The sequence below is a fragment of the Streptomyces albus subsp. chlorinus genome (assembly GCF_013302895.1).
In the GTDB taxonomy this organism is placed as follows: Bacteria; Actinomycetota; Actinomycetes; order Streptomycetales; family Streptomycetaceae; genus Streptomyces; species Streptomyces chlorinus.
Window position 1 is genome coordinate 17,571 of the sequence record NZ_VJOK01000002.1, and the last position, 15,655, is coordinate 33,225.

At 73.0% G+C, this 15,655-nt stretch carries 10 protein-coding genes; 1 reads left to right on the top strand and 9 read right to left on the bottom strand.

What is annotated here, in order from left to right:
* A partial coding sequence (gene mobF / locus FM076_RS34825; RefSeq protein ID WP_173875169.1) for a MobF family relaxase occupies positions 1-4,515 on the bottom strand: 4,515 nt, incomplete at its 3' end.
* Between the two features lie 465 nt (positions 4,516-4,980).
* Between mobF and FM076_RS32705 the strand changes: the two genes are divergently transcribed.
* Positions 4,981-5,451: a hypothetical protein gene (locus FM076_RS32705; RefSeq protein WP_173875170.1), complete on the top strand. Its 471-nt coding sequence runs from the start codon at positions 4,981-4,983 to the stop codon at positions 5,449-5,451.
* Positions 5,452-5,542: 91 nt separating this feature from the next.
* On the opposite strand, the gene FM076_RS32710 is transcribed toward FM076_RS32705, so the two are convergent.
* The 8 genes from FM076_RS32710 to FM076_RS32740 all read right to left on the bottom strand — a co-directional run bounded on the left by FM076_RS32710 (position 5,543) and on the right by FM076_RS32740 (position 15,625).
* Positions 5,543-5,680, bottom strand: coding sequence for a hypothetical protein (locus FM076_RS32710; protein ID WP_173875171.1), 138 nt, complete (start codon positions 5,678-5,680; stop codon positions 5,543-5,545).
* Positions 5,681-6,207: 527 nt separating this feature from the next.
* Complete coding sequence (locus FM076_RS34830; RefSeq protein WP_274598968.1) at positions 6,208-6,336, bottom strand: hypothetical protein; 129 nt, start codon at positions 6,334-6,336, stop codon at positions 6,208-6,210.
* 710 nt (positions 6,337-7,046) lie between these two features.
* Positions 7,047-8,312, bottom strand: a complete 1,266-nt coding sequence (locus FM076_RS32715; RefSeq protein ID WP_274598969.1) for an MFS transporter — start codon at positions 8,310-8,312, stop codon at positions 7,047-7,049.
* Between the two features lie 413 nt (positions 8,313-8,725).
* A complete protein-coding gene (locus tag FM076_RS32720; protein WP_173875173.1) occupies positions 8,726-9,157 on the bottom strand; it encodes a hypothetical protein in 432 nt (143 codons plus the stop codon).
* 849 nt (positions 9,158-10,006) lie between these two features.
* Entirely contained in the window at positions 10,007-11,308 is a 1,302-nt protein-coding gene (locus FM076_RS32725; protein WP_173875174.1) for an MFS transporter, read from the bottom strand.
* A 619-nt stretch (positions 11,309-11,927) separates the two neighbouring features.
* Entirely contained in the window at positions 11,928-12,290 is a 363-nt protein-coding gene (locus FM076_RS32730; protein WP_173875175.1) for a hypothetical protein, read from the bottom strand.
* A 1,702-nt stretch (positions 12,291-13,992) separates the two neighbouring features.
* Entirely contained in the window at positions 13,993-14,469 is a 477-nt protein-coding gene (locus FM076_RS32735) for a hypothetical protein (protein ID WP_173875176.1), read from the bottom strand.
* Between the two features lie 283 nt (positions 14,470-14,752).
* Positions 14,753-15,625, bottom strand: a complete 873-nt coding sequence (locus FM076_RS32740; RefSeq protein WP_243275275.1) for a GNAT family N-acetyltransferase — start codon at positions 15,623-15,625, stop codon at positions 14,753-14,755.
* Positions 15,626-15,655: the final 30 nt, after the last annotated feature.

A 15,655-nucleotide genomic window follows, 5' to 3' on the forward strand; every position in this document is an offset into this window, starting at 1 on the left:
CCGGCGCGCGTCCTCGGCCCGCTGCCGGGCGGCGCGCCACTCGCGGATGGCCTCGACCCGCGCCGCCTGCGCGGCGATCCGCTGCTCGACCCGGCCGCCGGGAACCGCCTCGGCGGCCAGCCGCGCGGCCCGCGCCTCCTGCTCCACGGCGGCGCCGTCGGCGGCCGTCGCCGCGTCCAGCGCCCGGCGGTGGGCCTCCCGCAGCTGGGCGTCGGTGAGCCGGCCGTGCGGCCTCTCCTGCCAGGCGGGCACCACCGGAGCCGGGGCGGCCGGCTCCTCCTCCCTCTCGCCACCAAGAGCCCGCCGCGCCAGCTCCCGCCGGGCGTTGGAGCCCTCCCTCGCCCGCTCCCGGTCCTCCAGCAGCCCCGGAGCCAGCTCGGTGAGGGTCTCGCGGGCCTCGGCGATCAGGCGCTCCTGGGCGGCGGCCTTCTCCTGCTCCGCGGCCGCCCGTTCGGCCAGTTCCCGAAGCCGCTGCTCCCGCTCGGGCGAGTCCGCGTCGCGCAGCGCGTGGGCGCGGTTGGCCGCGTCCCGGGCGGCCTGCAGGGCCGTCTCGCGGGCCGCCTCCGCGCGCTGCAAGGCGGCCAGTGCCTCCTCCGCGCGCTGGACACGGTCCGCGCTCAGCCGGCCTCTGCGGTCCGCCCGGCGCAGCTCCTCGCCCACCCTCTCGGCCGGACGCCGCCCCGGCACCGGGGTGCCGGATCCGGCCCGCCACGCCGCGATCGCGGCAGCCGCGGCGTCGTAATCGGCGGCGGCCACCGGGTCGGCCGGACGCTGCCCCAGCGCGACGGTCTCGTGCCCGAACTCCCACAGCCGGCGGTAGGTTCCGGCCGCCCACGCAGCCCGGTCCCACAGCTCCCGCGCCGCCTCCCCGGCACCCGGACGCGGTCCCAGCACATCCAGCCAGGCGGGGGCCTCGGCGGCCAGTTCCGCCGCCGTCGCGGCGGGATCCGGCAGCGGCTGCGCGGCACGCCACACACCGCGCAGCTCCGCCTCCGTGCCCCCTGCGGAGGGGGCCGGACCGGTGGGGGCGGGCCCGTCGTGGCCGGCCAGGTCCCGGTAGACGGCCGCCGCGGTCAGCCGCTCCCGCCAGGCCGCCGCCTCCCGCTCACCGGCGGGCCGGGGACCGTAGGCGGCGGCCCATCCCCGGCCGGCCTCGGCGTCGAGCTGGGCGGTCGCGCCCAGCTGCGCGGCACGCTCCCGCACCGTGGCGGCCAGGGCCTCGGCCGCCCGCAGGGCCTGCGGATCGTCGCCCTCCTCGGCGTCCGGCAGCAGCAGCCCGAGCGCCGCCAGCGGGTCGCTGTCCGGTGCCGGGAGGGAGGTGACGAGCCGCGGCGCCGTGGCCGGACGGGGTGCGTCCTGCGCGCTGCGGAAGGAGCCGGGCGACCCCTCGTCCGCGTCGACGGCGCGGGCGTTGCGGGCGTGCACGACGGCGGCGATGTCCCGCACCGGGTTGCCGTCGCCGTCCAGGAAGTCCCGCTGGTTCCACGTCGCCTCGAGCAGCCGGTCGGTGTCGAATCCCTCGTCGGCCAGCCGCCCCAGCTGGGCGCGCAGCGCGGGCCAGGCGGGCGCCGACGTCAGCTGCCGCGCGGCGTCCTCGCCCAGCACACCGGCGACGGCGAGGCGGGCCCGGTCGTCGGCGATCTGATCGAGCACGAACGCCAGCCGGGCCGCGTTCTGCCGCACCGAACGGGCGGCCTGCGCGCTGCGGCGGGCGGTCATGGTGGCCGACTGCTGGGTGCCGTCACGGCGCAGCACGGACTGCCACACCTGGCGGGCCGTGAGCCGCTCACCGGGCCGGCCGGTCTCCGGATCGGCCGGCTGGGAGGTGACCAGATAGGCGTAGTTGGCCCAGCGGCCACGGGTCAGCGCCGGGTAGGCGCCGTTGCGGTCCATGGAGCCGTCGAACAGGGCGTGACCCGTATCGACGGTCAGGCCCTGGGCGCGGTCCTTGGTGACCGCGTAACCCAGCTCCACGGCCTGTGCGACATAGCCGGCCGGCAGCGTGACGCGGCGCCCGGTGCGGTCGTGCACCGCGGTCAGGCCGCCGTCCTCCTCGACGGCCTCCACCCTCCAGGTGTCCCCGTTGCGCACCCACTGGCGGCCGTCGTGGGTGCGCAGCCGGCGGTCGTTGGCACGGGTGACGACCCGGTCCCCGGCCCCCGCCCGGTTGCCGTCCCCCAGGGTCGCCTCGATGCTCGTGTCGACCTGGCCGCGGGCCGCCAGATCACCGCGCGCACGCTCGTTCAACTGCGCAACCAGCGCGTTGCTGGAGGCGATCATGACCGAGTTCAGGCCGTCCCCGAGGTCCCGCCGCCAGGCGGTGTAGACGGCGTCGAGCATGGCATCCGCGCCACCGTGCAGGATGCGGCCGCGCTGCGCGTACGCGTCGAAGGAGATGTCCGCGTCGCCCCGCGACAGGGACGCCGCGGCCTCGACCTCCCAGCGGCGGACCGTCTTGTCGGCGTCCCGGAACCGGCGCACCTCCGACAGGTACTGGGCCCCCGCGTCGGCCTCGATCAGAGCCAGCGCACCCCCCACACCGGGAGAGCCCAGCTGGCGCGGATCGCCCACCAGCAGCAGCCGCCCGCCCACGGCCTCCACCTGCCCGGCCAGCGCGTGCAGATCCGGCGTGGACGCCTGGCCCGCCTCGTCCACGATGACGATCTGCCCGGGACGCAGCGACCACCGGGACCCGCCGCTGCGCTCGCTCATGTACCGCCAGCGGGCGATGTTCTCCGCCCGGATGCCGGCCTCCTCAGCGAGATTGTCGGCCTGCACCTGGCCGCCCGCCAGCCCCAGCACGGGCAGCCCGTGCGCATCCGCGGCCTCCCTCACCAGCCGCATGATGGTGGTCTTCCCGGTGCCCGCCGGACCGATGACCGCACCGATCCGCACGTCCGATCCCAGCAGGTTCCGCACCACCTGGCGCTGCTCCGCGCTGGGCAGGAAACCCCGCTCCTCATCGCCCGCGGCAAGAGCGGCGTCGACCTCCTCGCCGCTGAGAACCCGCACCGGAGACGGCCGGGTCGCGGCCTCCACCAGCTCCCGCTCGGCGGCCAGGATCCCGTGCGAGGTGAAGACCTGGCCGGTCGCCACCGGCTCGAAAACGGAGGAGCCGTCGGCCCGGCGGAAGCGCTCAGGAAGCGCCACCGCATCCGGTGCGTCCAGCCGCTCGCACAGCCGCGGATCGAGCAGCGCGTCGGTGGCACGCTCCACCGTCTCCGCGAACGCCGCGTCGTCCAGACGCACATGCCAGCCCGTCTCGACCAGCTGCCGGTAGACCTCCGCCGCCGCGTTGGAACGCGTCCACTGGGCCCGCTGCCCCTCCAGCACACGGAGCGCCCGCGCGGGAATCCCGGCCAGCGGAACGACCGGCTCCGCCGCGGACCGCGCACGCTCCCGCGAGACCTCGGCCGCGTGCCGCAGCAGCTCCTCAGGACGCTCCACCCCCAGCCCCCGGAGCTGCCCGGTCCACCTGTCGCGCTCCTCCTCGACCGTGGTCGCCCGCTTGGCCGGACGAGCCGTCAGCGTGGCCGCCTGAGCCAGCTTGTACTCCTCCGCACGCGAGGGCTCACGCCCCTCCCGCGCCATGAACTCACGGGTCATCGAAGCCAGCACGGCCTCCGTGCCGCGCCGCCGCCGCGACAGCTCCCGGACCGCCTCCTCACCCACCCCGAGGAACTCCCGGACCGGCCGGCGAGCGGGCCGGACCGAGTCCTGCCGGGCCGCCGCCAGTACCCCGAACTCCGCCGCCATCCCCCTTTCCAGCTCCGCGGTGTACTGCTCGGAGAACTCCACCAGGCGCGCGTGCAGCGGCCGCGCGTCCAGCGCCAGCCAGCGCCCGTCCTCGGTGCGGACCTTCGAGCTGATCTCCAGGTGCCGGTGGAAGTCCGGGTCCCCCGCGCGGGAGCTGCGGTGGGAGAAGACAGCGGCGATGAACCCCCGCCCGGGCACCTGCACCTGGGACGCGGCGGTCGGCCCCACACGGGTCCAGCACATCTCACTCTCGATGCGCGCGAAGACCTTCTCGAAGGCCGCGCGCTCCACCGCCTCCAGCCGCGCACGCCGCTCGTCGTCCGCCGTCGCCCACAGCAGAGAGAAGCTCTTGACGGGCGAGAAGACCATCTCCCAGCCCGCCCGCGCCGTCCGGTTCCCCTCCTTCTCCGCCTTCGCCCGCAGCTGCTGACGGCGCGCCTCGCCGGCCTTCGGCTCCGCCTGCAGGTACTTCGCGTACAGCTCGTCGGCGGGCGTGTAGCGCGGCCACGCCCGGCCCAGCCGCCGGCCGCTGACCGGGTCGACGGCGTCCTTGAAGACCGCGTCGGCCGCCTCCTGGGTCACCGTTCCCGACAGCCCCAGAGCAGCCGCCTCGGCCCCGATCCACTCCCCCGGAGTGTCCCCGCCCTCGGCCCAGTGAGCCGCCAGATCCTTCTGGACGGCCCGCACGTCATCACCCGAGACAGTGCGCATCAGATAGTCGATACCGGACCCCGCCGATATCGGATGCAGTGTGATCACCGGCGCCCTCCGGACCGCGCCGCACGCGCCACATGCGGCCACGGCGAGGGGGCAACCATCTTCTGCATACCAGCAGTTCACCGCATGGGCGGTTGAATAGCAAGAGGTGTGCTTCAACTTCAACGTCCATGTATCGGTGGTCTGCGCTTCCCGACGCGTCGGGAAGCGCAGACCACCGATACATGGACGTTTCCTTTTCCGGAGCAGACAAGTCTGCTCCGGTGATGAGGCCGAAAGATCTCCCTGGTTCCCTCACATCAAGGAACGGCCGTGGGCCGTTCCTTGATGTTCGGTCGTGGTCGGGTGCGGACGGGTCCGCACCCGACCACGACCGAACATCTGCTGCGGTCCCGCCGCGGGTGCCGGTCCCGCCGCGGGCCGGCGGGACCGGCACCCGCGGCGGGATATCCACAGGGCAACGACGCCACTTGTGGCGGGCGTTGTGATCGGGAAGCATGTGCCGACATGACGTCACGACACAACGAACGCCTCCAGGAGCGACGCCAGGCGCTGCGCGAACAGCACAAGCGCGAGCTGGAGGAGGCCAAGCGGCGGCAGGCCGCCCAGCTGTCCGCGATCACCACCTACGACCAGCGCATAGCCAAGCTGGAGGACGCCCGCCGCGACGTGGCCGCGTCCGTCGCCGAAGCGGTCGCCGCGTTCGGCGGCCGGCGCGACGCGGCCGCCGCCCTCGGCCTGACCTCGGCGGAGGTGCGGGACTACCTCAGCCTCCACCAGCAGAATGCCGGCGCTTCCTCCGGCAGCGAGGCAGCGGAGCAGGCAGGCAAGGGCGACAGTGAGTCCCCTGACGCGGACACTGCGGCGAACGGCAACGCGCCGACCCCGTGGCCCACACCTCAGACACATGCGAGCCAGGAAGCCGCTTCCCCGCACCCCCTCACCGCTGTGCCGGCGCAGGCGCCGGAACCGTCCTGAAACCAACCGGCGGCCGGCTCGGGTTCCCGCACACGACGAACGGCCTCGGGGCCGCCGACATCGGCGGCCCCGAGGCCGATTCACTCACCTGTCAGGACTGCTTCTCACCCTGCTGGTCCGTGCTCTGCGACTGCTCGCCCTGCTGCTCGCCGCCGGACTCCGTCCCGTCCGAGCCATCGTCCCAGACCTGGAGCGAGCCGTCGTCGAGGACCTGCCACCTGAGCGCCATCTTGAGATTCCTCTCTCGGAAGTGCCGGGCGACCGACTCCGTCTTCGGGAGAGGGCCCTTGGTGGGCCCTGCCCGGCGCAGCCGATCCGCCCCGGGGGCGGGGTGGGGGCAAACCGCTCTTTGGTTTGCGGCCACCCCGCCCCCGGGGCAGGCTGCAAGCGGCGGGCAGGGACTGCCAAGGGACTCGCGGACGCAGTCGGCCGCCCGGCACTTCCGAGAGAGCGACGCGAATGCGATGGAGCGCGGGCAGACGCCGGCCCTTCCGCTCCCGGGCCACGGCGACGTTGTCGCGCAGAAGTCCGACGGCGAGCCCGAAAGTGCGCAGGACGAGGAGCCCCGACTCCCTTGCATGGTTCGGCCCCGGCGCCAAAGGGTGGCGAACTGGCAGCGGCGCGTCAGTACGGCAACTGGCGGCCGGCGCGCATTCGGCCACACCCAGCGCCCCACACACGACAAGGCCCTGGGGCCGCCGGAATTCCGGCGGCCCCGGGGCCTGCTACCGAGCCGCTGCGGCGGACTCCGGCCTGTTACCGGCTGAGCGCCTCGTCACCGCGCTGGTCCGCCGACTCGGCGAGCTCCTCGGCGTCCTGGGAGGCCTGGTCCGCGCTGTCCTGCGACTGCTGGTACTCCTTCAGCTTCTCCGACGAAATCGCCACCGTTTACTCCTTCTCGACGGTGCCGGGCGGTGCCTCCGTCGTGAGGGGAGGGGGTCCGTGGTGGGCCCTGCCCGGCGCAGCCGATCCGCCCCGGGGGCGGGGTGGGGGCAAACCGCTCTTTGGTTTGCGGCCGCCCCGCGCCCGGGGCAGGCTGCATGCGGCGGGCAGGGGCCTCCACGGACCCCTCTCGAAGCCCGGTGGCACCGGGCCGCTGTCGGACAAGGAGCGGGGCCAAGTCGGAGAGAGCTGCCGCAGTCGGAGCGGCGGAACGCGACGGCGAATCCGCAGAGGCTCGGACGGAACTGAGGACCAGTCCGAGAGCAGAGCTGGGGAACAGGGCAGAGAACGGATAGAGGACGGCTGTGAGAACGGCTGTGAGAACGGCTCCGGAAGCCAGCAGACCAGTTCCCCTTTCGGGACCGGACCTTGGGTTCCCTCGCACCTTCCCGCGGGCCGACGGCCGTTTCCCCCTTCGCGGAACGCCGTCATCCGGCGAGCAGGTCCGGCCGGGAGAACTCACGCCGCATGCCCTCCGCAGACCAACCGGTGCCGGCCGGATTCACCTCAAGGAAGAGAGCCGGTCCCCAGGTGAGCCGGTGGCGGGATCACCGCCGCGCATACACACACCGAACGGGCCCCGTCGCCGCAAGGCGTCGGGGCCCGGAGACGGGCCGGTCAGGCCGCTGCCTCGCCGGGGCAGCGGCCGACGCTCAGCGTCCACCGCCCTTCGGCTCCTCCGCCGTCCGGATGTCCGGCGTCCGGATGTCCGGCGTCAGCCGCCGTACGTCCGGCTTGCTGAGGAACCAGAACAGCACACCGACGTAGACCACCGCCGCCCCGAGCAGGGGTGCGGTCAGTCCGAAGCGGTCCACCGCCAGGCCGACCACGAGGTTCCCCACCGCGTTGCCCAGGTAGACCACCGAACTGCCCAGAGAACGAACCCGGCTCCGGAACTCCGGAGCCGGGTAGTGGTAGGTGATCCTCTCCGTCACCGGGGGCAGGAACGCTCCCGCGAACCCCGCGACGACCCAGACCGCCACCACTCCCCACAACGGGACGCCCAGCGCCATCACCAGGAGCTGAGGCATGCAGAGGAGATAGCCGACCATGAGAACCAGGGACGGCCGTACCTTCTCCGTGACGTGGATGGCCACGAGACTGCCGACAAGCCCGGCACACGCCGCGATCGCGGTGAGGACACCGATGATCTCCGGACCGCTGCCGGACTGTTTCGCCCACAGCGGCAGCACCACCCCGCTCATGGGGGACATCAGGAGCCCCAGAAGCGCCAGCGTCACGTACATCCGGACGAGCAGCTTGTCCCGCCCGAAGTACAAGACGCCTCCCGTGAGGCTCTTCCAGTAGCCCTCCTGCTTCTGCTGCTGCGCGCCCGGCTCCATGCCCGACGGAAGCCGCACGATGATCATGCTGCTCGTGAAGCAGAGGACCGCGACGATGCCCATCCCAACGGCAGCGTTGACTGCCGCCAGCACAGCGCCGATCAGCGGACCGGCCACCTGCCCGACCGTCATGGCCGTGGCGTTCATGCTGATCCCTCGGCTCTCCGTCAGGCCGACGTACCTGGCCGCGGAAGGAGCGAGGAACGACTTCGCCAGTACCCCGGCACCGCTTGCGGCGCCGAGCACGGCGACGAGCCCGACCAGAACGGGATACGTGATCCGGTCAGTGGCTGCCAGCAGCGCCATCGTCCCGACGCTGACGGTCTCGATCAGCGAACCGGTCACCGCTACCTTGCGGAGCCCCACACGGTCCACGACCGGACCCATGAAAAGCCGCGCCAGCAGCAGCGGGACCAGCTGTGCGAAGACGATCAGTCCCGCCCGTCCCGCACTTCCCGTGGCCTGGAGAACGAACCAGGGGAGAGTGAAAGCGAGGATGTACATGGACAGGCTCCCTGCCACCGTGGAGGCAAGCACCCACGACAGCGGCCCGTACTTGGAAAACGGTCGTGACATCTGTCATGACCTCCCGAACCCATAGGGGGCTCGGGACCCTGGAAAGGACGGGCCCGATGCCCCGCCGGGGGTGTCCCGGCAGGGGGGCCAAGGACAGGTGCCGGAGGTACCGGGGCGCAGCGCAGCAAGGCCCGGTACCTCCGGTATCTGTCACGCTCCAGTGCCGGGGCACCCCCGGCGGGGCATCCCGCGGCCGGCCCCGCTCCAGGGGCCTGCACCCGGGAGTGCGGGCAAGCCGCTCCCGGAGCCCGGCAAAACCCGGCCCGGCACAGCACCAGGCCCGCCCCCCGTCCGAAGCCGGCCCGCCCCGGCCACACCCCGCCCCGGGGACCACCACACATGGAAAGGCCCCGGCCCCCACCGGAGTGGGGGCTGGGGCCTGCCGGTACCGTGCCGGGCTCTCGCCCCGCGCCCTACGCCGCGTTCCCGCCGTGCACGTCCTTGTACAGGGGGCCGAACGCCACCCGCTCGACGTCGCCCAGCTCCTGCGGCTGCCGCAGGAGACGGTTCAGCCAGACGGACAGCCGGGACCTCCTGAGGAAGCCGGGGCCGAACTCGACGGTGACGTACCGGTACTCCACGTCCTTCAGGGCCTTGCCCAGCTCACCCGACTTGCTCTCCCCACCCGGGGGGTAGAGGGCCTGGGCCGCTGCCAGCTGATCGGCCGGGACCTCGAGGACCCACCGGTCCGAGCGCGGCTCCCACGGCCGCCGTCCCTCCCGGGGAACCTCCACCTCCAGCCGGGTGGAGCCCTTGCCCCGGCCCTCGTCCCACTCGGACGCGACTTTCACCACCACGCCCTCGAGCCCCAGGCGCCAGTAAGAGTGGTTGATCTCCGTCGACATGACAGCTCCTCTGCTGAAGACAGCCGGGGAGCGGCCCGTTCGGGCTGCCCTGGGCGTCGGTGCCCTTCCCGGCACGATGCCGCCCGCACCGCGACGGGACCGGGGGGCAACTGCGGCGAAGCCGTGGTTGCCCCCCGGTTCTGGCGCGGTGCAGGCTCGCGGGCCGGGAAGGACACGGACGCAGGGGGCTCACCCACACGGGCACTCCCGCCGGAAGCACCAGGGCGCGGGCGCCGGCTCGGGCGAGCCGGCTCGGGCGGCCCGGTAGCCGGGTGGCTTCGGAGTCAGGCGGTCCAGCTCGCCCGGCCGCCGCCCTTCCGCCCGCGCGTAAGCCGAACTCGGGGGCACCTGTCGGGACGTGCCGAGAGTGCCGCCGGCGGTCGGCGGTCGGCCGGCCGTCCACGCGTCGGGCCGAGCGCTGCTCGCGACGCAGCACGAACAGCGCCGTAAGCCACACCGCGGCCACAACCGCCGCGCCCACGGCGGCCAGCGGCCGGCAGACGGAGACGGCAGACGGCAGACGGCAGACGGCAGACGACGCGATGACACCGCTGGCCGCGGCCTGGTCGTGGCCGGCATAGGGCCGGCTACGCACACACGGAGCACACGCCCGCCCAGCTGCGGAAGACGTGGCCGGCTCGACGAGCCGCAGCGCAGCGCCCGAGGCTCCTGCCCACAGGCGCAGACACCACCGAACAGGCCCGGCACCGGGTCCCACGGAAGCCGACAACGGGACCGTGGGGCATCCGGCCGCACAGGGAAAAGGGCCCCGGCGCCGCGCCCGCGGCGCCGGGGCCCGTCACCGGCCGGTCGGGCCGCTGCCCGCCGAAGCGGGCAGCGGCCCGACGCTCAGCCGGTGGGCTCCTTCACCTCGGCCCTCTCCTTCGGAGCCTCGTCGACCTGCGGGGTGATCGCCCGGAAGTCCTTCCGGAACACCGTGCCCTGAGCCACCAGGGTGAACAGCACGGCGGGCGCGATCAGCACGGTCAGCCCGGAGGCGCCCACGACGGCACCCCAGACACTCCCGCCCAGAGCGCTCCCCGCCCTGATACTCGCGCCGCTGATCGCCTTCGCCCGGCTGCGGAACTCCTCCGCGGGCAACCCGTAGGAGAGCTTCCCGGTCTCCGCCAGGATCAACGCCCCGGCGAATCCGCAAACGGCCCAGGCAGCCACCATGACCGGGAACGGTGCGGTCAGGGCCAGCGCCAACAGCTGCGGCACGATCAGGCCGCACGCCACGGACAGGACCACCGAGGGCCGTACCCGCTCGACCACGTACACCGCGACGAGGCTCCCGACGACGCCTCCGACCGCCGCCGCGCTGGCGAGCGCCTGCAACGCCCCCGGGCCGGCGCCGGTCTCCTTGGCCCACACGGGCAGGAACACGCCGTTCATCGGGGCGACGAGGAACTCCACGAAAGCCAGCGTCAGGTGCAGCCTGACGAGCAGGCCGTTGCCGAAGAAGTACTTGAACCCTTCGCCCTGGCTCTTCCAGTACCCGGACGCCGCCCGGACGGGCTCCGGCTCCATGCCCCTCGGCAGTGCCAGGCCGGCAACCAGAGCGTTCACGGCGAACAGCGCCGCGACCACCACCAGACCGGTCAGCGCGAAGGGCGCCAGGAACGCGCCGAGTGAAGGAGAGAACAGCTGGCCGGCCGTCAGCACCACAGCGCTCAGGCTGATACCGCGGCCCTCGGCGACACCGACATACCGCGCCCCCACGGGGGCCAGCAGGTCCTTCGCCAGAGTGCCCACACCGCCCGCGGCACCCACCAGCGCCAGGAGCGCCAGGAGCACCGGAATCGCCAGCCCGTCGACAGCGACGAGCACAGCCACCACGATGATGCAGCTCAGCTGGATCGCAGCAGCGAGCGCCGCCGTCAGCCGCAGGCCCAAGCGGTCCACCACCGCCGGACCGGCCAGCAACCGTGCCGCAGCGGGCGGCGCCAGCTGCGCGGTGAGCGCCAGTCCGCTCAGGAACGCGCTGCCCGTCGTGGCGTACACGTACCACGGCATGGTCAGCATCAGGACGAACTCGGCGACGGCGCCCGCGAGCGTCGCGACGATCACCGCCGTCAGCGGCATGAACTGCTTCGCGGCGGACAGTCGCAGACCCAAGTGGGGCAGGCCGCGAGGTTTTGACAAGGACATGACACCTCCAGGCGCGGAGGAGGCACCAACCCGGACGGGCTCCGGCGCCCCGCCGGGAACGTCCCGGCAGGGGCGCCATGGACAGGTGCCGGAGGCACCGGGGTGCGGCGAAGCAAACCCCGGTGCCTCCGGCACCTGTCACGCTCCAATGCCGGGACGTTCCCGGCGGGGTGGCGGAACCCGCACCCCCGCGAGCCCCCTCACGCGTTCAGGAGATGCTCAGCAGAAGAAGGTCACTTCACGGATCTCGCGTCCCTCACGTACCTCACGTACTTCACAGACCTCACAGACCTCACAGACCTCGCGACCTCACGCGGCCACCGGACGGCCACCGGCCGACTCCACGAACAGACACCGCCGATCCGGCATCACCACCACCTCATCACCGGACAGCCCGCACTCCGGCCGGCACTCCACCGGACACCACACGACCCGTTTGCCGCCGACACGCCCTCGCAGCCACACAAGCCGGCCGGCCCCGACGTGCAGCACGCCCCCGTATGCCCCAGGCCGAGAACGCAAAAAGACCCGGTGCCCGCCGAAGTGACCGGCGGACACCGGGAGCCCCGGCCGCTCAGCCGCACCTCATCGTGCGGCTGAGCACCGACCGGGACCGGACTCAGTCGCAGTCGTTGTGGTGCCAGAAGACGAAGAAGCTGAAGAAACCGCCACCGCTTCCACCGGACTTCGACGAACCACCGGACTTCGACGAACCACCGGACTTCGACGAACCACCGGACTTCGACGAACCACCGGACCTCGACGAACCGCCGGACCTCGACCTGCCGCCGCCGCTGGTGGAGGACGATTTGGCGGACGTCGAAGCGGAGAACGCCGCGGTCGTCACCTTCGTTCCACCGACCCTGGTGGCGCTGCAGCCGCTGTCGCCGCCGCTGCGGATCAGCCCGATCAGCAGGATGAGAACAAGCACCACCCCGATGGCCACGATCACCTTCGGGAGCGGACTACGGCCCTGGCTCATACGATCCTCCCCTTGGCAGGGGACTCGCCGCTCTCTGCGGCGGGTGGTGGTCCCCTGTCCGTCGCGTGCCGTCCGTACTGCGCCGGGGCGGGAGGCAACCGGGGGAGGAACGAGCCCGGTTGCCTCCCACCCCGGCGTGGTACAGGCTCAAAGCGGTGGACAGGGGACCACCACCCGCCGCGCTTGGCACGGCCGCCTCAAAGGGACAGTCGCGACGTGAAGCCGCGGCGTCTCGGCAGGAGCACGTGTCGGCCGCTCGTCCGACGGCGCCAGAGCCTGTCACCTCCCCGGGCCGTGGCCGCCCGGGGGACGGTCACGTCGGGGCCGTGGTGCTCGGCGCCGTCGGAGCCTCAGCAGTCCCCGCAGGGCGTGAGCCCGACCCAGTTCCCGTCATCGTCGACGATCACGATCCTGCCCCGGCCGTTGCAGGTACTGCACGTATCCGCCATGGTGCGCTCCTTCTCCCAGCTCTGCCGGGGGCGGTGGCCTCCGGCCGGACGTTACCCGCCGCCGCCGGCCCGCTCGACGCGGCCGGCCGGCGGCGGCGGGTAACGGCTGCGGCGCGGGCCGGAGCCCGCGCCGCGACCGCTCAGACGAGATCGCCGCGGAACCAGTTCAGAATGTCGCGGAAGAAGCCGGCGAGACCGGTGACAGCGTCCCAGATCCAGGCGAAGAAGCCGCCGGGCCTGGAACGGTCACGCACGTAGGACCGCCGTCGGGACACGCGCCGGGCACGCCGGGAGCCTGTCAATGACATGGAAACCCCTCCGTGGAGACCGCGGGTTGCCCGCCCCTAGCGGGCGGGCAACCGTGACCCGGCGCCCGCCGCGGTGCGACGGGCGCCGGAAGGCACCGACCGGTTCAGTTGCCGCACAGTTGGCAGGTCCTGGAACCGGCGACGTACACGCAGGGCCCGCCCGAGGGCCTCTCCGGGCACGAGTTCCTCAGGATCGCCTTCGCCTGCAGGGACTTCAGCACACGCTTCCGCATGACTGTTTCCTCTCTGCCGGAGAGGGGATGGCCGCACTCTGCGGTCCGTGGTGGCCCCTGCCCGGCGCAGCCGATACGCCCCGGGGGCGGGGTGGGGGCAAACCGCTCTTTGGTTTGCGGCCACCCCGCCCCCGGGGCAGGCTGCAAGCGGCGGGCAGGGGCCACCACGGACCACCACGAGCGGGGCCCCTCGACCGGGGAGGAACGGGCGCCACGAAGCCCACACAGGCCGCCGGATGCGAACGCCCAAGCACAGCGGCGGTCCCAACAAGGCGAGTGAAGCCGAACCGGTTTCCGCCCCCGGCAGGGGAAGCGCAGGCGGGGCAACCGCTGCGAAGCCGCAGTTGCCGCCCCCGGTTCTGGCGTGATGCAGGCTCGCGGGCCGGGACGTGATGCAGGCTCGCGGGCCGGGAAGGGCGGACGCCCGGGGCAGCCGCACGAGCCCCACGAAGGAACCCCACGAAAAGAACCCCACCGCGCAGGAACTCGGTGGGGCGGAACGGCGGCTGCGGCCGCCGGGCGCTCACACCGGTACCGGCCTCGAACCCGCCCGAGCACAGTCGGCAACCAGCCGGCCCCAGCACGACGAAGGCCCCGGCACCGCCGCCGAACGGCGGCGCCGGGGCCAACTCCCTCACCAGGCCCGGTGGACCCCGACGAAACCCGGCCCCGGAGCGGGCCACTGCCCGCTCCGGGGACCCAGCCACTGCCCCTAGGCGGCCTCCGCCTTGCGGACCGCCATGAAGGCGTCCTTCGGAGCATCGAAGTCGATCTTCCTCGTCACCACCTTGATCCCGGTGTCGTCCCCGCCGGCCTTCCCGGCCGCCCGGAGGGTCACGAACGGAACCCGGACGACGCGGTAGGGGCGGTGGTTCAGCCGGTACATCTTCTTGTTCCTGCGCGAGGTGTACTCAGAGCGCTTCGGGAACAGCTTGCTGAACTCCTCGATCTGCTGTTCCGGGACGCTGACGGTGTACCTGTCGCGCACGATCTCGTGGTCCCGGCGCTCGTCCGGCAGGTGTTCGAGCATCGGGTCCTCGATCGGCTCCCCCTCCCGAGGGACCACGAGAGTGAAGAAGGCCCAGGACCCGTCCAGTGCCATGTAGGGGTTCTCGACGTACCCGATGAGGGTACGGGGCTCGTGGTAGCCGTCGGGGTAGCGCTCGTCCTGGGTGCGCCTCACGGGCATGGTTTCCTCCTGTGCGGTGGCCGGGAGGGGTGGCCGCCCGATGCGGCCCGGGGCTCTGTGGTCCCCTTCCCGGTGATCGGCCGACAGCGCCGCGCCGGGGTGGGGGTCAACCGAGCGCTTTTTGCTCGGTTGACCCCCACCCCGGTGTGGTGCAGGCTCAGGCACCGGGAAGGGGGGCGCAGAGCCCCCGCACCGACAGCGGTTGGCCGCTTCTCACGGCCCGGCCCGGGGGAACAGCGGCCGGGCGGCGCACGCTCGCACAGGGCTCGCCTCTACGAGGCACTCACGGCTGCGGCCCCCGCGTGTAGAACCACAGACGGTCCACCTCGGTGAACCCCACCGACTCGTACAGCCGGTTGGCGGCGCTGCGGTCCTCGTCGGCCCGGGGACCGTCGTCCACGTACAGGACCACCTCCCGGGCACCGAGTTCCACGAGCAGCCTCAGGGCCGAACCGATCAGCGCACGCCCCAGGCCCCGGCCCCGTACCGCCTGCTCCACGGAGATCCACCACAGCACCCCGGTCCCCTCCACCGGCGGTCCGACGACCACCTCACCGACGGCCTGCCCGGTGCTTCCACGGACCGCCATGCCCAGGTTGCCGTCCTCACGCCGCTGCGCCATCGCCCCGGAACCGCGGGGCAGCAGCTCCGGGGAACCCAGCGGCATCCGCATGTAGCGCCACAGGTCCTCCCCGGTGAACCCGGCCCTCTCCAGTGCGCGGTGAGTGGCCTGACGGTGCCTCACCGGAAGCGCCTCGACCCCCCGGGTCAGAGCCGAGGAGAAGTCGAACGCACGCAGCGACTCCGTGCCCAGCTCCGTGCACGCGTGCTCCACCAGAGCCGACGCCACACGCTCGTCCTCCCGGCAGTGCAGCCACAGGATGAACCCCACCTCCGCCGCGCGGAGCACCGCGTACGACACCACTCCGACCACCCGGCCCGAGGCGTCCACCGCCACGTCCGTTCGCGGCGGCGCCAGCTGCTCCCACCACCCCGCGTCGATCTCGGAACGCCCCGCCAAGGCCTCACCCAGCATCCCGGCGGTCACCACGGGCTGCCCCGGGAGACGGTCCTCATTCACGATCCCCAGCACCGCGGCCTCGTCCCCGCCCTCGTACGAACGCATCGTCACGGCCGCCGTCGCCATCCTGTTCATCTCCCTGCACTCCCCTTCTGCTTGGACTGT

Coding starts and splice junctions, on each gene's coding strand:
- FM076_RS32705 (WP_173875170.1), top strand. CDS start 4,981: ATGACGTCACGACACAACGAACGCCTCCAGGAGCGACGCCAGGCGCTG.
- FM076_RS32710 (WP_173875171.1), bottom strand. CDS start 5,680: ATGGCGCTCAGGTGGCAGGTCCTCGACGACGGCTCGCTCCAGGTCTGG.
- FM076_RS32715 (WP_274598969.1), bottom strand. CDS start 8,312: ATGTCACGACCGTTTTCCAAGTACGGGCCGCTGTCGTGGGTGCTTGCC.
- FM076_RS32720 (WP_173875173.1), bottom strand. CDS start 9,157: ATGTCGACGGAGATCAACCACTCTTACTGGCGCCTGGGGCTCGAGGGC.
- FM076_RS32725 (WP_173875174.1), bottom strand. CDS start 11,308: ATGTCCTTGTCAAAACCTCGCGGCCTGCCCCACTTGGGTCTGCGACTG.
- FM076_RS32730 (WP_173875175.1), bottom strand. CDS start 12,290: ATGAGCCAGGGCCGTAGTCCGCTCCCGAAGGTGATCGTGGCCATCGGG.
- FM076_RS32735 (WP_173875176.1), bottom strand. CDS start 14,469: ATGCCCGTGAGGCGCACCCAGGACGAGCGCTACCCCGACGGCTACCAC.
- FM076_RS32740 (WP_243275275.1), bottom strand. CDS start 15,625: ATGAACAGGATGGCGACGGCGGCCGTGACGATGCGTTCGTACGAGGGC.